This window comes from Paenibacillus solanacearum (assembly GCF_910593845.1).
GTDB classification, from domain to species: Bacteria; Bacillota; Bacilli; order Paenibacillales; family NBRC-103111; genus Paenibacillus_G; species Paenibacillus_G solanacearum.
The window spans coordinates 14,281-33,223 of sequence record NZ_CAJVAS010000014.1 but is presented as its reverse complement, the minus strand read 5'-3'; the positions used below and the strand labels follow the sequence as shown (position 1 = coordinate 33,223).

The window sequence follows — 18,943 nt, the reverse complement described above, 5'->3', positions numbered from 1 at the left end:
CCTCCTACGAACCGGCAGCGACGGCGGCGGATAAAGGATTTTCGTACATTTTTCGAATGATTTGTTCGATTTCGCACGGATGCACCACAAAATCGGTGATCGTGATTTTCGACATCAGCACCCTCAGGATGGCGGTGGAGTTCACGACCGTTTTATCGTATTTGATCGTGATGCTCTTGCCGTCGTAATCGAAGTCGTCGATGCCCAGATGCGCCAGCTCGTCCCAGGGCTGCACAGGGTCGGCCGTTTCCACGATCATCGTCTCGCCGGAGCCGTATATCGTTTTGAGCTGGTTCAGCACGCCGTCGTACATCAATTTTCCGCGGTCGATGACGATCACCCTCGAGCACAGCTTCTCGATATCGGACATGTCGTGCGTCGTCAAAATGACCGTCGTCTTGCGCTCGAGATTGACCTGCTTGATGAATTCGCGGATGTTCTCCTTCACGACGACATCGAGACCGATCGTCGGTTCATCCAAATACAAAATATCCGGATTATGCAGCAGGGCGGCGCATAAATCCGCGCGCATCCGCTGGCCGAGGCTCAACTGCCTCACAGGGGCGTTCATGAATTCGTCGATGTCCAAAATATCCGAAAACAGCTCGATGCTGCGCTTGTAGTCTTGGTCGGAAATTTTGTACATATATTTCATGAGCCGGAACGACTCGGACACCGGAATGTCCCACCAGAGCTGGGTCCGCTGGCCGAATACGACGCCGATGCGGCGAGAATATTCCTTGCGGCTCCGGTAAGGCACGAGGCCGCCGACTTCCACGATGCCGGAGGTCGGTACGAGGATGCCCGACAGCATCTTGATCGTCGTCGATTTGCCTGCGCCGTTCGGTCCGATATATCCGACAATCTCACCGCGCCCGATCTCAAAGGAGATGCTGTCGACGGCGACCTTGTCCGTATACTGGCGGTAAAACAAATCTTTCATCGTGCCGGCGAATCCCGGGGTTTTCTGCTGCCTTTGAAATACTTTGGTCAATTCATCCACTTTGATTAGCGTCATGCCAATAACCCCTTCCAAAAACATCCAATAATAAAGTGAGTCTAATCTTACGTTGAAACATACGTTCATGCAACCCTTTTTTTTATCAAATAACTAAAAAATGACAGCTATCCAACAATAATCGACACGCGGGTGCAGCCTCAATGGAAAAAATCAGTATAGTCATTTTATCTCGGCATATGCCTGCCTTTTTCTTTGTTCAACCCATCTTGAATCGTTATTCATTTAAGTCCAAATGATATCGAAATGAGAATGTTCTGATCGAAATTCGGTTTTGGAAATGTTTGTAAAGGGGGAATACAATGAATGCGATACCGAGTCAAAGGAGCGAATGGCAATGGCGCATGATCTTTCATGGAAAATAGGCGGGCAGCAGGGAGAGAAGCTGGAGAGCACGGAACTGATCTTTGCGGACGGCTTGTGCCGGCTGGGCTATTATCTTTACGGGTATCGCGAATTTTCGTCGCGAATTATGGGCGGGCATACGAGCAACAAGATCCGCATCTGCACGCAGCCCGTCCGCGCGATCGCAGACGATGTGGACATTCTGGTGGCCTTTGACCAGGAAACGTTGGAGCGGAATGCGCGCGAGCTGCGCTCCGGGGGCATCGTGATCGCAGATGCCAAGCTGCGGCCTGCCTTGCCTGACGGGATGACCTGCCGGCTCATTGCCGTTCCGTTCACCTCGATCGCAGACGAGCTAGGGAGCGCATATATGAAAAATATGGTCGCCGTCGGTGCGTCGGCGGCGCTGCTGGGGCTGCCGCTGAAGCCGTTCCACGATGCGGCGGAAAAAGAATGGCTGCGCAAAGGCGCCGAGATCGTCGAATTGAACAAACAAGCGCTATCCTGCGGAGCGCAGTATGTTTACGACCGGATCGGCACGCCGGACGAACGGCTTCGGCTGGATGCGGCCGACGGCCGGCCCAAATGGTTCATGATCGGCAACGAGGCGATCGGTCTCGGAGCGATTGCTGCCGGCTGCCGGTTCATGGCTGCTTATCCGATTACGCCGGCAACGGAAATTATGGAGTATTTGATCCCGCGATTGCCCGCGCTCGGCGGCACGGTTATCCAGGCCGAGGATGAAATAGCGGCGCTGATGATGGCGATCGGGGCCAACTACGGCGGCGTGCGGGCGTTCACCGCTACCTCGGGTCCGGGCTTGTCGCTCATGATGGAGGGCATTGGACTGGCGGGGATGACCGAAACGCCGGTGGTCATCGTTGACGCGCAGCGGGGAGGTCCGAGCACGGGACTTCCGACCAAGCACGAGCAGGGCGACTTGAACGCTGTCCTGTACGGGACGCACGGGGAGACGCAGAAGATCGTGCTTTGTCCGAGCACGGTGGAGGAATGCTTTTACGATACCGTGCTCGCGTTCAATTTGGCAGAACGGTTCCAATGCCCTGTCATCGTGCTGACCGACCTGCAGCTGTCGCTCGGGAAGCAGTCGGCTGAGCCGCTTCAGTACGGCGATATCGTCCTCGAACGCGGAGCGCTGCAATCCGGCGAATCGCCGCTTACGCTGAAGGACGGGCCGTTCAAGCGTTACGCCATGACGGAGAGCGGCGTGTCTCCAAGAGTGCTGCCCGGCACGAAGCACGGCATGCACTCCGTCACCGGCGTAGAGCATAATGAAGCGGGGCGTGCGTCGGAAGACCCGCACAATCGGCAAGCGATGATGGACAAACGGTTAAGAAAGCTGGGCGGTCTGCAGATCGATGCACCGTTTCATGCCGCTGCCGCTCACCCGGAGGCGGATCTCATTCTTGTCGGGATCGGCTCGACGGGAGGTGCGATCGCGGAGGCTCGGGCGCTGCTGGCGCAGGAAGGCATCGCCGCGAATCAGATCACGATTCGTTTGCTCTGTCCGCTGCCGGTGGAGGAGCTGGCCCCCTGTTTGGACGGTGAGGGCCCGATTGTCGTCTTCGAGCATAATGCAACGGGGCAGCTCGCATCGCTGCTGCGGCTGCATTACGGAACAACCGGGCGCCTATGCAGCGAGCTGAAATATGACGGAAGCCTGTTCCGGCCGTCGGAGATCTATGAGCGATGCAAGGCGCTGCTGTACCGCTGCAGCCCTGCATAATGAGCGGTTGTCATCTCTTTTCAGCCATTGTTCCTAGTATGTATGCCGTTCCTGATCATAGACTGCAATCATATGCTATAGGACAACGTAAGAGACGGTGTCTATAGGCGGATACAGGAGTGGAATACGGAAGCGCGATGGCGGAAAGGAGCGGGGACATGCGGATTGCTTTTATTTGCACGGAAATGATGACCGTCCCTCCCTTGAGAGGAGGAGCGATTCAAATTTTGATCGACGGGGTTGCGCCGCATATCGGCCGCAAGCATCGTCTGACTGTTTTCTGTATTACGGACCCTTCGCTTCCCGATCGGGAGAGGGTGAAGGGAGTGGAATATATCCGGGTTCCCCGCGAAGGCTACGTGCGCGGTGTAGCCCAGGAATTGGCTCGGCTTCAATCCGCAGCGTCCGAACGTGATCCGAAAAAAAAGCGGTATTTTGATATCATCCATGTATTTAACCGCCCGAAGGACGTGCTGATTTACAAAAAAGCGATGCCTAAGAGCCGGTTTGTCGTCAGCGTTCACAACGAAATGTTCCGGGGATCCAAAGTGAAAAAGGAGCTTGGCGAAGTCATCATTCAGTCGGTCGATCGGATTATGTGCATCAGCGACTATATCGGCAGAACGATTGTTGAGCGGTTCCCATCCGCCAAAGGGAAGCTGCATACCGTATATTCGGGTATTCATCTGAAAAAGTATATGCCCATTGGGTCGGCCGAGGCTCAGCCGGTCCGGCAGCAGCTTCGTGAAAAGTACGGCGTCGTCGACAAAAAAGTCGTATTGTTCGTCGGGCGCTTAAGCCGGGTCAAAGGGCCGGATGTGCTGATCGAGGCGATGAAGCAGGTCGTGATGCAGCATGACAACGCGGTGCTGGCGGTTATCGGGAGCAAATGGTTTTACGACGAACGGGTCGACGAATACGGACAGTATCTTCGGCGGATCGCCGAGCCGCTGGGCGGACGCGTTCTCTTTACTGGCTTTGTTCCGCCGAGCGAGATTCCTTCCTATTACTTGTTGGGAGATTTGTTCGTATGCAGCTCCCAATGGGAGGAGCCGCTGGCCAGAGTTCATTATGAGGCGATGGGGGCGGGCTTGCCGATCATAACGACAAATCGGGGCGGCAACGCGGAAATTATGAAGCGGGACGTGAGCGGCATCGTGATCGACGACTACGACAATCCGAAGGCGATCGCGGATGCGATTTCGCTTCTGCTGTCGCGGCCGGACAAGGCGATGAGCTTGGCCAAGGCGGGCAGAGCGATGGCGGAAGCGAACTTCGGGTTCCAGCATGTAGCCAAACGGCTGCTGCGGATGTATGACGAGATGAAGCGGAGAAGCAAACAAAAATAAGCAGGAGGGGGAAAGATGGCTGCGGCTAGCGCAAAGCTTGTGAAGGAAATCATGTCCCGTTACCCGACGAAAGCCCGTCGTGTCCGGCTGCTCGCGGATAAAGGCAAAAAAGCCGTATGGTCGATTCAAACCGAGCAGGGCGAATTCATCCTGAAAAAGGTCCCGCTTGACGCAAGCCGTATCGCATTCATGGTCCATGCCGTCGGTTATTTGAAGCGAAACGGCGTCTGTACGCCGGCGATTGTCTCAACAACGTCGGGCGAGGGCTATACTGCCGTGGGGGGCGAATATTATGTCTTATTCGAAGCCGTCCGCGGACGGTCGCCGGATTACGGCGCCGAGAATGAGCTGAGGATGATCATGAGGAGCATGGCCACATTCCATCGCGCTTCCGCAGGGATCGAGCCGCCGGCGGGAGCGTCTCCGTCCATGCTGCTGTTCGAGTGGAAGCGGCATGGAGAGACGCGGATGGAGCGGCTGAACCAGTGGAGAACGCAGCGATCGTCTGCGTCCGATACGAATGCAATGGACCGGCTGTTTTTAAAGCATGTCGACCGCTTTGTGGAGCAGTGCCGGTCGTCGCTCGCCCGGCTGGAGGAGCCGTATTACAACCGTTGGGTCGAAGAAACGAGCGTTCGAAAAACGCTGTGCCATCAAGATTTTGCAGCGGCGAACCTGGCGATCGGAAGCGACGGCGCGCTGTATGTGTACGACATGGATTCGTTGACCGTTGACCTGCCCGTACGCGATATTAGGAAAATATTGAACAAAGTGATGAAGAAAGGGACGGATTGGGATTTGCCCAAGATGCTCCTGATGCTGAAAGCGTATCAGGAGGTCTACCCGCTGACGAAGGAACAATATAAGATCCTCGCGGCAGACGTTCAATTCCCGCATTTGTTTTACGGTCAAGTTTCCAAGTATTACGAAAGAAGAGAGACTGCATGGACGCTGGATAAGCATGTCCGCCGCTTGGAAGAGATGATCGCGACGGAAACAAGCAAAAGCGCCGTTCTGCAATCGTTCCTCGACCGGCTTGACGAGCTGGTAAAGCCATGATGCGCCAGGATAAGGCGGATGAGCTTGAGCTTGGAGCGCGGCTGATGGCCGAGCATTATCCGCATCTGACCGTCACCGATCTTGAGGTGATCCAAGGCGGTGGCATTAAGACGGTATGGAAAATCGATGCTTCGCGCGGGCTGTACTGCCTGAAACGGCTCGGCAAGCCGCTTCCGTACGTCGAGGCGGTGACGGCGGCGCAGCTGCATCTTCGCCGCAACGGGGCGTGCGTGGCGGATATCGTGCGAACGAAGGAGGATGGCCTTTATTCGATTCACGGCGGTTATGCTTTCGTTCTGTATTCGTGGATTGATGGAAGCGACTTGTATATGGATGAGATTCCCGATTTATATACAGGGCTGCGGGGGCTGGCACGATTTCATCAGGCGTCATCCGGCTTCGATCCTCCGGATGGAAGCCGGATGGTGGACCGCATGGGGGAGTGGCCTCGGCACTACCGCAAGCTGCGAAGCGAGCTTGCCTTATGGCGCGGCGAAGCCAAGCGGGAGACGAGCGCATTTCACCAGTCGTACCTGGAGACGGCCGGCGGCATGATCACGATGGCCGATCAGGCGATTCTCGCGCTGGAGCGGTCCTGCTATTCCGAATGGGTCCGCGCCGCCGGCCCGTACGGCCCGTTATGCCATCAGGACTACGGCAAAGGAAACGCGCTGCTGACAGAGCGGGGCGTATATGTTCTCGATCTGGACAATGTGGCTTACGACCTGCCGGTACGCGATACGCGCAAGGTCATTGCCAAACGGATGGAGCGATTGGGGCGATGGGACAGCAAAGAGCTTGAGCGATGCGTCGCCTGCTACGAATCGGTTTATCCGCTCACCCCCGCGCAACGGCAAGTGTTGTTGATCGATTTGTTATTCCCGCATTCGTATTACGGATATGCGAAACGTTGTTTCAAGAAGGAGCAAAGCTGCGAGGGCGAGCGGCTGCGCACCATCGTTGGGATGGAGACCGCGAAGCAGCTACTGCTTCAGCCGCTCTTGACGAGCCGTTAATGGCGGCATGCGGACCACTTGGTGCGCATGCGACGCAGAAGACGGCTTTTTTTTGTATTGAAAGGGAAGCGCGGGGCGGGTTTACAATATTTATATTTGTGATTGGAACAAAGTGGATTGACGACTAAAAAATGATCAATTAAGATATAAATAAGCATAAAATGAAAGTCATAATCAGTTTTCTGATCGAAAAAATCATATTAATTCGGAATAGAAGGTGATACCTTATCGCAAACCGGTAACCAAACGATCGCGCGAGTGCCGACAAATCAGTCTCGATGAATGTTTCGATAGCTCTTTTTTGGCGAGTGAAGCAAGCGGGCAGTAAGCCGGCATGAGAACCGCATCGGATTGATACGCGTGAGCACGCTACCGGAGAGATGAGGGTTCGCAAGCGTCCGGCAATTCACATGCATGCAGCCGTATATGCGGCGTATAATTTCAGCTGATAACATGGAGGGTCACGATGAGAACAATTGGGCTAATCTCTGTAAGCTGTATGCTTTTGCCGGCGCTCTTGGCGGGATGCGGAAACAATCCGGATCCCGGCGATAACGTGAAAGTCCAACAAAAACCGCTGGAGCCGGTCACTTTGAAGTTTTACCAGAGCGGCAACTATTTGAGCGAGCAGGACTTTAAAGATTTGCTCGCAGATCCGGTGAAGAAGAAGTACCCGCATATCACCGTGGAGAACGTGATTACGAAGAACGATCTTCCGCAGATTGTCGCTGCGGGGGAGCCGGCCGATTTCTTTATCACATGGAACGGGGGCCTGTCCTTTTATAAGGAGTTGAATGCTTTCGTCGATGTGACGCCGCTTGCGAAGCAGCATAATCTCGATTTAAACCGCTTCGACGAGGGGGCGCTGAACGCCATCAAGGCCGTCTCGGACAAAGGCGAGCTTTACGCCCTGCCCTACGCGATCAATTTGAATGCGCTTTATTACAACAAAGACATTTTCGATAAATTCGGCGTTCCTTATCCGAAGGACGGGATGACTTGGGAGCAGGCGATCGACCTGGCCAAGCTCGTATCGCGCTCGGACGGCGGCACGAAGTACCGGGGGCTTGAAATCGACAGCTGGTCGCGCATTACCTTTCCGTTATCGCTCGTTCCCGTCGACGCCAAGACGAACAAGGCGACGGTCAACAATGATCAGTTCAAACGTGCGTTCGAAACGGCCAAGCAAATCTTTTCCGTGCCGGGCAACGAATACGTGAATAGCGGGACAGCAGCATGGAACCGGTTTGTGAAGGATAAGAACGTCGCGATGGCGCCGACCGTCAATTTGTTTTTGCGGTTCAAGGAGTCGCCCGATTTGAATTGGGACGTCGCCCAGTTCCCCAGCTTCAGCGACAAGCCGAATGTCTACGGCATGTACGACCTGCACGTGATGATTCCACTCAAATCGAGCAAGTCGCGGGATGATCAGATGCGGGTAATGGAGGTGCTGTTCTCCGACGAGGTTCAAACCGCGCTGGCGCGGAAAACGGCCAGAGTGTCGGCGATGAAGGATCCGAAATACGCCAAAGACTTCGGTGCGGATGTCCCGGAGCTGAAGGGGAAAAATCTCGCAGGCATTTTCAAGAGCAAGCCGGCCCCGGCGCCCGAATTCTCTATTCATTACTCGAAGGCGGTCGGACTCGTTACGCCGGAATACGAGAAATATATTAAGAACGGCCAAGATATTAATACCGCATTGAGGAATGCGGAAGAAAAGATCAACCAGTACATCGCGTCACAGAAATAAGCGGCGGCCTGCCGTAAGCCAAGCCTGAGCAATCAGGCTTTTTTGTATCCCTTGGTTTCGAGAGCTTGCGCCACGGACACGCGAATTTCTCAGTATTCGTTAAGCTTATTTTTATCGTTCGTTAAGTTAGTTTTCATATGGTTTTCATGATGACAGCCTATGATGGGAGATGCGGCCGGGATAAGCTTTACGGCGGCTGCAGCATTCTCGTCATCTTAACATAGAAGGGTTGATCATCCGATGTCTTATGGAAAATGGCTGGGCGTATGCGCGCTGACGGCGGTCCTGTTAAGCGGCTGCGCTGCGGGCTCGCAAGGGCAGACAGGGACGGCCAGCGCGAATGCCGCTCCTCCCGCGGCGGCAAGCACGCAGCAAGGGCATGAGGCAAAGCAAGCGCCAGAAGGGAAAGCCCCGATGCAAATGAATGAACAGGAGCGTCAAATGGTGATGACGTTCCAGACGCTGCTTCGCATGGACAAAGCGGACGGGCTGGCCCTCACGAAGGAGCAGGCGCAGACGATGCTGCCCGTCGTTCAGGACAGCATCACGAAGAAAGAGCTGTCGGCGGACGCGAAGGCCAAGCTGCTCGAGAAGCTGACGGCTAACCAGAAGAAGTATATCGACGACGCCGCGGCGAACATGCAGAACCGGCCCGAGCGCGGGCAAATGACAGACGAGCAGAGGAAGAAGATGAGCGAGGCGGGCCAAAACGCTCCATCGGGCCAAGGCAGCAAGGGGAACGCGGCGGAGCAGGGCAATGCGGCGGACCGGGCGCCGCGGCAAGGAAACAAGGGCAATGCCGCAGACCAGAGCAATAAGAACGAAGCGAACAAACAAGGGGGGAATTCGGATCGTCCTGGACGGGGCGGCGGCTTTGCGAATGCCGGAGAGCAGCTGGTCGAGCTGCTGCAGTCCAAGACCAAGTAAGGCATCTGGGTGCCGGGCTACATAATCGCTTTTGCAATGGCTCATCCGTTGTAACGACACGGGTGGGCTTTTTCTTTTTATCCGGAGCCGTTCCCAGCGGTTGACAATCATTTCAAAATCCAATACAGTGTATAATTATTCATATAATATTATAATTATACAGAAAAAGGTGATGTCCGATGCATTTTCTTCAAATGCAGGAGCTTTCCGGCGACCAACTGCATGCATTGCTGTTAAAAGGGATTGAACTTAAACGGAATCCGAGAATGTACCATCATGCTTGCGAGCGAAAAGGACTGCTCCTGCTGTTCCAAAAAACATCGACCCGCACGAATCTTTCGTTTCAGTCGGGCATGATGCAAATGGGCGGATATACCGTCGTCATGGACTGGGAAGCAAGCAACTTCGGCTTGTCTCCGATCCGGTACGAGGCGCGTTATGTATCGACCAGCTGCGACCTGATCATGGCCAGGCTGAAGAAGCATGAGGATGTGCTGAAGCTGGCGCAGCATTCGTCCGTACCGGTCATCAACGGCTGCTGCGACAAGTATCATCCATGCCAGGCGCTGGCCGATCTGATGACCGTATACGAAGGCTCGGGGACGTTCGACGGCATCACGCTGGCTTACATCGGCATCCATAATAACGTAGCGAATTCGCTGGTCGAGGCGTGCATGAAGCTGGGCGTTAAGCTGCTGCTCGTCACGCCGATCATCAACCCAGCGTCTTGGGACGAGGAGCTGATGCGCGCTGCCGTAGCGGGCGGAATGATCGAGAGGCTGAACAGCGCCGCGGCAGCCATTGCCCGAGCGGAGTACGTCTACACCGATACGTGGATAGACATGGAATTTTACAACGATCCCGGCTACGCGGAGGAGAAGCGGCACCGAATTGAAACGATGATGCCTTTCCAATTGAATCAGGCGACGCTGAACGGCGCTTCGCCGTACATCATGCACGACATGCCGATTCATCCGGGCTTCGAGATTGCGGAAGAGCTAATCGAATCCGAACGTTCCGTCATCTACAGGCAGGCGGAGAACCGGATGCACGCCCAGAAAGCGTTAATCCTGCATTTGCTCGGAGCGGAGGCGGCCCTATGATTCGAATCGAAACAGCGGCCGTGTCCGACGCCCCCGAGATTACGCGATTGTTCGAGGCGCTGATTACTGAAATTACGGACAGGACGGAATCGCAGCAGCCGCTATTTTCGCTGTCCGGTACGGAAGAGAAGTGCGCATCGTTCATAGAGTCCGGCATTTATGCCGTGCTGCTTGCAAGGGACGAAGCGAGCGGTGAGACCATCGGCTTCTTGTCGTTATGCGAGAGTCATTCATTGTACGCAAGCGGCGCGTTTGGCATCATTCAGGAATGTTACGTGCAGTCGGATTACCGGTCGCGAGGCGTCGGCGCCAGGCTGTTGTCCGCGGCGCAGCATTACGGCCAAACGCTGGGATGGAAGCGGCTGGAGGTGGCGACGCCGCCGCTGCCGGTTTTTCACCGATCGGTTTCGTTCTATGAACAGCATGGATTTGAAAGGACGGGAGGCTCCAAGCTAAAGTCTATTATCCCCTAATTGCCCGCATCGTTCATTGTGGTTTTACAGTCCACAAAAGGCCAACCATAGACCAACCATAGGCTCATCCGTGAATAGAGACGGATGGGCTTTTTTTACCTTCCTTTTATCCGAGGTTAAGGCTCATTTAAGGAACGGAGTCCACAATATAGACATGAACACAAGATGTTCTTATCTATCAATCTTACGAAATGATTCCAGACAAACGGAGGATGACGATGATGACTACTGATAATAGAGATCAATGGATGGAACAACGGGAACCATCGGGTTCTTCCGACATTGTAGAGATGGAGCCGGTCTCCGGGAAGAAGAAAACCAAACCGGCGCAAGCGTCCCGATTCAAAAGCGTATTTGCCGCCTTTCTCGCCGGAACGATGGTGACCGGGGGATTGATGTTCGCTTCCGATAAATATAATTTGTTTACGGGATATCAGAGCATTGCGGCCGGCGGATCGGCAAGCGCTCCGTATACGGCAGGCACGACGCTCGGCGACGTCAAGACGGCGTCGGTCAATCTGGGCGCCTCGGGCAGCATTTCGCAAATCGTAGAGCAGGCGAGCCCGGCCGTCGTGAAGATCGAAACGAAGGTCAAAGCGAATTCCGGCAGCCGCGCTCAGACGATGGACCCGTTTTTCCGCCAATTTTTCGGAGATAGCGGCAGCGGCGGGAACTCCGACCGGCTGCAGGAAGGCGGCATGGGGACGGGCTTTCTGTTCGAGAAATCCGGTTATATTTTGACCAATGAGCATGTCATCGACGGCGCCGAAGAAATATGGGTTACGGTAGAGGGCTACGACAAGCCGTTCAAAGCGACGCTGCTCGGCAACAGCTATGACCTCGACTTGGCCGTCTTGAAAATCGAAGGGGACAAAGCGTTCCCGTACTTGCCGCTTGGCAACCCGGATACGGTGAAGCAAGGGGACTGGGTCGTCGCGATCGGCAACCCGTACGACTTCGATCAGACGGTAACGGTCGGCGTCCTGAGCGCGAAGGAGCGCCCGATCTCCATTCCCGATGCGCAAGGAACGAGAGAATACAAGCATTTGCTGCAAACGGACGCTTCCATTAATCCCGGCAATTCCGGCGGGCCGCTGCTGAATCTGAACGGCGAAGTGATCGGGATCAATACGGCGGTAAACGCCGACGCGCAAGGGATCGGTTTTGCGATCCCGACGACAACCATTTCGTCCGTGCTGGAAAATTTGAAAAATAACGTCGCCATTCCGAAGGAGCCGCTGCCTTATATCGGCGTCGGTCTGGAGGATATCGACGATGGCTGGCGCAGCGACCTGAAGCTGGGCAATGCCGCCGGCGCCGTCGTATCGCAGATCGAACCGGGCAGCCCTGCCTTTGCAGCCGGCATCCGTACGTATGATGTCATCTCTGCGGTGAACGGGGAGCAGGTCAGCGGCGCGGAAGAGCTGACGGCGAAAGTCAAGGCGCTCAAACCCGGCGATAAAGCCGTGATGACTATCATCCGCAGCGGCCAGAAGAGCGATGTAACGGTCACGGTCGGAGATAAAAACGCCAAGCAGCAAAAATAAACAAGGATAAGTAAACAAGGATTGTGCGCAGCCGACATTTTGTAACGCGGCAATGTATAGGACGGCTTTCCGGGGCATACGGTCCCGGGGAGCTGTTTTTGCATTATAGCGGGTGTAGAGCCGAATGACGCGCAGGATGCACGCAAAGCCATCGGCTGTCATATTTTGCATTCAGGAAACTTTCAGCTGTTCGTAATGTTCATTTCAGGTTTGACTGTCATACTGAATAGACAAACAAACAACAAGGGAGGGTTTACTTTGTTGAAATTAACTTTATTTTCTTGGCCGTTTTTTTCACTGGCCCTTACAACGTTGCTCATTGTTACGTACAATCAGATCGTATAAGACGCTGCTAATTCAAATTCCGGCCATGGCCATAAAGCCTCATGCAAGACGTGAGCGCAGCCATCGGATGCGGAACTTAGATGAACCTCATGAGCGCACCTCTGAACGCAAATAGCCGACCAGCACACCATGTTGGCCGGGTTTGCCTCAGGCAGGTGTTTTTTTATTGGGTCGGGAGGGAGACCGGCTTGAATCGCGAATCTGTTAGGCAAGGGATGATGAAATCAATAGCAGAGAAGAAGAGGTGTGTTCATGGGAGAAGAACAAAAGGTTCGTCCAGTCGTGACGGCCCGGGAAATACGCGACGAGGAGCTTGAGCAAGGGCTTTCCATTCGCAATGCAATTTTCCCGCCGATTACAAGGGAAGACTGGGAGCGGGGAGCGCCGTGCACCGGCTCGATTGCGTTTATCGACAATGATCCGGCCGGATTTATTCCGCTGTTTTTACGCCGCATCCGCATCGCTCCGGGGATCGTCGTAACCGCCGCCTTCGAGAACTCGGTAGGGACGCGAGGCGACGTGCGGGGACTGGGCATCGGCTCGGCCATGATGGAAGCCGCCCATGACTTTCTCAAGGGCCGGGCAGACGCGCTGATGGTATACCGGGGCCATGAGCGAAGCCAAGGCTATCGGTTTTATGAGAAAACCGGCCATATCGACTTGTGCTATATGCGTGAATACACGGGGGCGCTGGCCCAAGCGGCGATGCACCCCGATGTCGCCGTCTTGGAAGGAAAGGAAAGTGTTATCGCCGAGAGTGACCGTCTGCTGGAGCTGTTCGAGGAGACATACGGCGCATTTGGCGGGTTTCCGGACCGCCATCAGGGCTATTGGACGCAAGCGTTTAGATCGCCTTACTATGCTGCGCGGCCGCAGCGGTTTTTCTTGTTCCGGCTGCTTGAGCACGGGAGGCTGGCCGGGTATTTGATTGCGGGCAAGGAAGTAAGCGCGGACGGGAGAGAGACGCCGCTGCGTATCCTCGAAACGGCCGCGGCAGGCGCGTCCGCGAAGCGAGTCGCAGCGCTGCTGGAGTCCGCCATGGCTTATTCCATACGGGAACGCCTCGGTCCGTTCAGCTATACGATCAGCGATGACGACCCGCATCGGGAGCTGTTGGACCGCATGGGGCTTCGCTCCGGACTCCGAAGCTTGCATACGATGGGCTTGGCAATCGAGGCGCAGGCGCTCGTCACTTCGATCTGGCAAGAGAGGCTCGGCCGATTAACGTTTCCCTTCCGCGTACGGACGCCTTCGCAGGATATCCAGTGGGATCCCGAGGGAAGCGCGGGAGAGCGGACGGTAACGCTGGAGATGAAAGACGAAACGCTCACGCGCTGGCTCCTCGGAAGGCTCGATTTCCGCGCCCGTGTCAACGAAGGGACTGTTACGGTTCATAACGGGAACAGGGCGATGGTCGAAGAGCTTCATCGCGCCGTCCCGTTCGTCCCGTGGGTGTACCATCCGATCGATTACTGCTGAAATGGGAATGCTCCCGTCCGGTAAGCGTACCAAGGCATTATTGTAGCTGGTTTTGCTGCTGTCCCTGATCCATGTCCTGGGATTGGCCTTGGTTATGATTCGGGCCTCTTCCTTGTCCGCGGCCTTGCCCTTGACCCTGGCTTTGACCCTGGCTTTGTCCTTGTCCTTGGCTTTGCCCTTGGCTGGAGACATATTCTACGGTCCAGTCGATCATCCCGTTCATCATATGTAGTACAAGATTGATGACGTCTTCCTGGGTCAAGGATTTTCCGCCGGACTGTCCCGATTGCTGCGAGACGTAGTCCTTCATCTTCGATTCAATGCTCGAACTCATATCCTTCAGAAGCAGAAAGTCGTTAGCGATATTGGAAATGTCCGCGCCGGAACCTGAGCCCGAGCCCGAGCCCGAACCGGTATTTCCGCCGCGACTGCCGTTCTGGCCGGCTCCTTGCTGGCCCGAGTCGTTCTGGCCGCCGCGCTGCTGCTGATCGTTTTGATTGTTGTGCTGCTGGCTTTGCTGTTGAAGCAAATCTTTGATTTGCTGAAGTTCTTGGGTCAACGATTGATTTTGTTCGTTTAACTGCTCGATTTCGTCTTTCAGTTCGCGGTTGCTGATCATGCGCGTCTTGCTCCTTCATCGGATAATGGGTACAGTATATGTTTTCCTCATTAGTGAATATTTATTGCACTGGCGATGAAGAGGAATTTATACACGGGATGGGGGCGGTGCCCGCAGGAAGATGCGCGTCGCCCCTTCCATGTACACGCTTAATCGAGGATGGTTCGAAACGATGGCTCCAAGCAGCCGGGCCTATACACCGAATCGGCGTGGTCGCGCGGTACGGCTTGGGCGCTGTACGGAATGAGCTTAAGCTATCATCATACAGGGAACGAAGCGTATTTGCATGCGGCCAAACGCGTGGCGCATTTCTTTATGGCGAACCTTCCGGACGATCATGTGCCGCATTGGGATTTCCGCTTGCCGGAGGATGTGCCCGTTTACCGGGATTCCTCGGCAGGAGCCTGCGCGGCATGCGGTTTGTTATTGTTAGCGGACCAGGTTTCCGGTCCGGAGAAGAGCCTTTACCGGAAAACGGCCGAAAATATATTACACTCGCTGTATGTCAACTATGGTTCATGGGAGGGCACCGCGGAAGAGGGGCTTATTCTGCACGGTACGAGCCATGTTCCAGAACAAAAAAATATCGATGTTCCGCTGATTTATGGCGATTACTATTTTGTTGAAGGCCTCTCTCGGCTGCTTGGCCACGGGGAATTATTCTGGTAGCTTTCTTTCGCGAAAGAAAGCTTGTCCATGCGGGCAAGCGGCTCGGTCCGATCCAAGGATAAAGAAAGTGAAAAAGCTGCCGAAGGGCAGCTTTTTCACGGGTTGTCCGGCTGATTCGAACAGGTGAGCGGCGCCGTCTTACTGTTCTTCATGCTCCATGGCATAATAATTCAACATGACGGCGGTGATGGCCAGCAGCATGTAAGCTGCGGTCAAGATGAAGTCCATCGAGTAGACGATCGGGAACAAGATGAACCAGACGCTGCTAATCAGGGCGATCCAGTGAAAAATGGAGTCCCAGCCCGACTTGCCGAACGAGAGGGCGGACGACAACACCAGGATCACGCCGGCGACCAGACTGCTTCGCACCGCTGATGGTTCGGGCATCTGGATCCAGAAGGAAGAGAGCAGGAATAAAATACCGATCAGGGCGCTGAGAATTGGAAACGATGTCAGTTTTGACATGTGCACACCTCCAACGCTTTTTATACAGTATATGCAAGCGCTTTCGATTTGCGCACGGCGAATGTGGCTTATCCTGTGCTTAAGGCCAGGTTCCGCCTTTGCCGAGCCTGTTCGGGCAGGCAGATGGGGAACGAAGGCCCGTCCGCATGAAAATTAGGGCATGGCGGCGATTTTGTATATAATAGGGGGAGGTTTGGAAAGGGAGGATTCGATTGTTTGCGATTACGGAGTACAGTGTGGAAGTGATTAAAGACCCGTTCGGGATTTTGACGGGAACGCGTTACGAGTTTATGCTTGACCTGGATGTGCCGGAAGAGGACGAGCTGCATACCGAAAGCGGCGTATATTTGCGGGTCGTATACAGCGTGGAGGAAGGCCGGGAGCGCATCGTGAAGTATGAGTTTTTCGAGAGGCAGTCGAATCAATATCTCGATTTCGAGATGGATGAGGAAGAAGAGAAACAAATCGACGCTTTTTGCAAAGAACGCGTGCTGGAAGCGGTGTAGCCAAGGATGGAGCCGGCTGCCAAGCTTCGCGTCAACGGCCCGTTCAACCGGGGGGCTGCTACGGCAGCATTCGATTCGATAACACGGGGCTGCCCCTGAGCGGTTCTCGCCGCAGTTTGGCAGCCGTCGTATTTCTCGTGTGATGATGCCTGATATCAAGCCGGAACGTTACCGTTTCCCGGCTTTTTTCGTCTGCGGTTTCGGTCTGCGCCAGCTTGGCTTATTGTTCGTCTCTGGCGCGGTTTGCGCGGCGACGAACACCCGCGTGGCTTCGGGGGCAGTCGCGGCGGCCTCGCGGAGCTTCTCCGCGTCAACCGCTTCCGCTTCGACCGGCGCAGCAACGACGTTCTTCTGCTTTGTTCCCGCTTTCCCTGCGATTGCCGCTTCCAAGATGTCCGGCATCGTTTCCAGCAGCCGCTGGATATGCAGCACCCGCTCGTGTACATCCTGAATGGCGCGGGCAAGATCGGGAGCGGCGACCCCTGGGACGGAGGGAGCCTGCGCCGTACGCGGGGCCGTCAGCAGCTGCTGGCGGATCGTCTCGACACTGGAGCCGTCGCTGAACAGCTTCTTGATGTTGTGCAGCAGCTCGATATCGTCTTCAGTATAGAAACGGACATTGTTCGAGGTTCTTGGAATGTTAAGCTCAAAATCCTGTTCCCATTGTCTTAGCGTACCGGTCGGAACTTCCAACTGCTTGGATACGCTCCCGATGCTAAAAAACCGGCTGCTCTTTTGATTTTCCGGCATAGTTACACCCACTTCCATCTGTGGTTTAACATAAATTTGTTTGCGATTCAGAATGGTTAAGTTCGCTAACGCATAAAGCGAACTGCGACATTCTAAATCAAGAAAAGCTTCATAATAAGTCACGAATGTATTTTCATCGAATGGCTTCGGTCAGAAGCTTTTGTTATATTTTGCAATATATGACGATTTAGGCGAAGTGCCACTTCGGGAATGATACTTTACAAAAAAAATAAATACGGTGCACCGGAAATTTTTGTTACGAAAATATCGCATATGATAACGATATCAGCGATTCGAGACTCGTACAAAGACAAAGCAAACTTAATATAGTTATATTTAACGAATATGTTATGATTGAAACCCCGAAAAAAAGTACCTTATACTTTAGATGTAACAGAGCGTTATTTGTCACATTATTAAAAAAAGTAAGGGGTTGTCCTATGAGAAAACTGAAGACAGGTATTGCCGTCGTCTTGTTAGGTTCGCTTGTGGCAGGCTGCGGGCAGAATGGCCCTGCCGCCGGTACGCCCGAGGCGAAACCGCAAGAGAAGTTCGAACCCGTTACGCTCAAGATGTACCAGACGCAAGGCTATTGGACCGAAGAGGATTTCAAGAAGCTGGTGCAGGAACCGGTGCAAGCCAAATACCCGCACATCACGCTCGAGTTTTTACCGAAAGTATCGCTAGGTCAAGCGATTGCCGCAGGCGAACAGATCGACCTCGTCTCGGTGTGGAACGGCCTTATGCCGGAGACGGCGGACCTTGATCTGTTCGAGGACATCACCCCCTTGCTGCAGAAGCAGAAAATCGACCTGTCGCGGTTCGACCCGGGCGCGATCGACAGTGTCAAGCAATCGACGAAGACCGGTCTTTTGTACGGTTTGCCCAACTGGATTCAGCTGTACGCGATGTACTACAACAAAGACATTTTCGACCGATTCGGGGTTCCCTATCCGAAGGACGGCATGACATGGGACGAAACGATTGAATTGGCGAAGAAAGTTACACGACTGGACAGCGGCACGCAGTACATCGGATTGGACCCCGATTATTTGACCCGAATGTTGACACCGCTTTCACTCGGTATCGTCGACGGGCGCAACGATAAAACGGACGTCAACAGCGAGCCCTACAAAATGGTGTTCGAGACGGCCAAAAAGATTTACGATATTCCGGGCAATACGCCGAAGGAAGGCATCATGTCCGGGAGCGTGACGGACCGGTTCGTCAAGAACAAGAACGTCGCTATGCTGGCGACGATCAACCTGTTCGACAAGCTGATCGTCGACCCGAATCTGAACTGGGACGTTGTCCAGTTCCCAAGCTATCCGAGCAAGAAGAACTTGTACGGCGCTTATGATATCGTCATTACGAACATTGCCAAAACGAGCAAGCACAAAGAAGACGCCGCACGGGTGCTGGAAGTCATGTTCTCCGATGAAGTGCAGCTGAACGCGGCGCGGGCCGGCAAGATGTCGCTCTTGAAGGACCAGAAGTTCCAGAACGAGTTCCTGAAAGGCAACGACGCGTTCAAGGACAAAAAGATTGCGAGCATCTTCAAGAGCAAGCCGGCGCCGGCGGCTCCTCCTTATTCGGCTTACTACGCCAAATCGAGGGGAACGCTCGTAGCCAAGTTCAAGGAGTACGCGCAAGGCAAGAAAGACGTCAATACGGCTCTTCGGGAAGCAGAGGAAGAGATCAACAAGTATATCAAGAGCGAAAAACCTTAACGCTCAACGCCTTGTCTGAAAAAAAATACCCGGAGGCTCTCGCGAT

Annotated in this window: 16 protein-coding genes and 1 pseudogene; 13 read left to right on the top strand and 4 right to left on the bottom strand. The window is 54.5% G+C overall.

The window, feature by feature from the left end; translation table 11 throughout:
• Window positions 1-4: 4 nt before the first annotated feature.
• A complete protein-coding gene (locus KXG62_RS16575) occupies window positions 5-1,018 on the bottom strand; it encodes an ABC transporter ATP-binding protein (RefSeq protein ID WP_218093111.1) in 1,014 nt (337 codons plus the stop codon).
• Window positions 1,019-1,355: 337 nt separating this feature from the next.
• On the opposite strand from KXG62_RS16575, the gene KXG62_RS16570 reads away from it, so the two are divergent.
• From KXG62_RS16570 to KXG62_RS16525, 10 genes are all read left to right on the top strand, one after another.
• On the top strand, window positions 1,356-3,110 hold the full coding sequence (locus KXG62_RS16570) for a 2-oxoacid:acceptor oxidoreductase subunit alpha (RefSeq protein ID WP_218093110.1): 1,755 nt from the start codon (window positions 1,356-1,358) through the stop codon (window positions 3,108-3,110).
• 119 nt (window positions 3,111-3,229) lie between these two features.
• Window positions 3,230-4,459, top strand: a complete 1,230-nt coding sequence (locus KXG62_RS16565; RefSeq protein ID WP_246627486.1) for a glycosyltransferase family 4 protein — start codon at window positions 3,230-3,232, stop codon at window positions 4,457-4,459.
• Between the two features lie 15 nt (window positions 4,460-4,474).
• On the top strand, window positions 4,475-5,518 hold the full coding sequence (locus KXG62_RS16560) for a CotS family spore coat protein (protein ID WP_218093109.1): 1,044 nt from the start codon (window positions 4,475-4,477) through the stop codon (window positions 5,516-5,518).
• Entirely contained in the window at window positions 5,515-6,534 is a 1,020-nt protein-coding gene (locus KXG62_RS16555) for a CotS family spore coat protein (RefSeq protein ID WP_218093108.1), read from the top strand. Before KXG62_RS16560 ends, KXG62_RS16555 begins: the two co-directional genes overlap by 4 nt.
• 556 nt (window positions 6,535-7,090) lie before the next feature.
• Window positions 7,091-8,284, top strand: a complete 1,194-nt coding sequence (locus tag KXG62_RS16550; RefSeq protein WP_218093107.1) for an ABC transporter substrate-binding protein — start codon at window positions 7,091-7,093, stop codon at window positions 8,282-8,284.
• A gap of 240 nt (window positions 8,285-8,524) precedes the next feature.
• Window positions 8,525-9,211 carry a hypothetical protein gene (locus KXG62_RS16545; protein ID WP_218093106.1) on the top strand — a complete coding sequence of 229 codons (687 nt, stop codon included), beginning with the start codon at window positions 8,525-8,527 and terminating at the stop codon, window positions 9,209-9,211.
• A gap of 179 nt (window positions 9,212-9,390) precedes the next feature.
• Window positions 9,391-10,314 (top strand): Rossmann-fold NAD(P)-binding domain-containing protein, encoded by a 924-nt coding sequence (locus KXG62_RS16540; RefSeq protein ID WP_218093105.1) that lies wholly within the window; start codon window positions 9,391-9,393, stop codon window positions 10,312-10,314.
• Window positions 10,311-10,787, top strand: coding sequence for a GNAT family N-acetyltransferase (locus KXG62_RS16535; RefSeq protein WP_218093104.1), 477 nt, complete (start codon window positions 10,311-10,313; stop codon window positions 10,785-10,787). Before KXG62_RS16540 ends, KXG62_RS16535 begins: the two co-directional genes overlap by 4 nt.
• A gap of 218 nt (window positions 10,788-11,005) precedes the next feature.
• On the top strand, window positions 11,006-12,334 hold the full coding sequence (locus KXG62_RS16530) for a S1C family serine protease (RefSeq protein ID WP_246627485.1): 1,329 nt from the start codon (window positions 11,006-11,008) through the stop codon (window positions 12,332-12,334).
• Window positions 12,335-12,931: 597 nt separating this feature from the next.
• The gene (locus tag KXG62_RS16525) at window positions 12,932-14,158 is read left to right on the top strand and encodes a GNAT family N-acetyltransferase (RefSeq protein WP_218093102.1); all 1,227 of its coding nucleotides are present in this window, start codon (window positions 12,932-12,934) and stop codon (window positions 14,156-14,158) included.
• Window positions 14,159-14,195: 37 nt separating this feature from the next.
• On the opposite strand, the gene KXG62_RS16520 is transcribed toward KXG62_RS16525, so the two are convergent.
• Window positions 14,196-14,777 carry a hypothetical protein gene (locus KXG62_RS16520; RefSeq protein ID WP_218093101.1) on the bottom strand — a complete coding sequence of 194 codons (582 nt, stop codon included), beginning with the start codon at window positions 14,775-14,777 and terminating at the stop codon, window positions 14,196-14,198.
• A 189-nt stretch (window positions 14,778-14,966) separates the two neighbouring features.
• Between KXG62_RS16520 and KXG62_RS16515 the strand changes: the two are divergent.
• A pseudogene (locus KXG62_RS16515) lies at window positions 14,967-15,446 on the top strand (glycoside hydrolase family 88 protein); the annotation flags it as partial.
• 138 nt (window positions 15,447-15,584) lie between these two features.
• On the opposite strand, the gene KXG62_RS16510 reads toward KXG62_RS16515, so the two are convergent.
• The gene (locus KXG62_RS16510) at window positions 15,585-15,911 is read right to left on the bottom strand and encodes a hypothetical protein (protein WP_218093100.1); all 327 of its coding nucleotides are present in this window, start codon (window positions 15,909-15,911) and stop codon (window positions 15,585-15,587) included.
• Between the two features lie 212 nt (window positions 15,912-16,123).
• Between KXG62_RS16510 and KXG62_RS16505 the strand changes: the two genes are divergently transcribed.
• Complete coding sequence (locus KXG62_RS16505; protein WP_218093099.1) at window positions 16,124-16,417, top strand: DUF6509 family protein; 294 nt, start codon at window positions 16,124-16,126, stop codon at window positions 16,415-16,417.
• A 168-nt stretch (window positions 16,418-16,585) separates the two neighbouring features.
• Here KXG62_RS16505 and KXG62_RS16500 read toward each other — a convergent pair whose 3' ends face one another.
• On the bottom strand, window positions 16,586-17,167 hold the full coding sequence (locus tag KXG62_RS16500) for a MerR family transcriptional regulator (RefSeq protein WP_218093098.1): 582 nt from the start codon (window positions 17,165-17,167) through the stop codon (window positions 16,586-16,588).
• Between the two features lie 440 nt (window positions 17,168-17,607).
• Here KXG62_RS16500 and KXG62_RS16495 point away from each other — a divergent pair, with 440 nt between their 5' ends.
• The gene (locus KXG62_RS16495) at window positions 17,608-18,897 is read left to right on the top strand and encodes an ABC transporter substrate-binding protein (protein WP_218093097.1); all 1,290 of its coding nucleotides are present in this window, start codon (window positions 17,608-17,610) and stop codon (window positions 18,895-18,897) included.
• The last annotated feature ends 46 nt before the right edge of the window (window positions 18,898-18,943 follow it).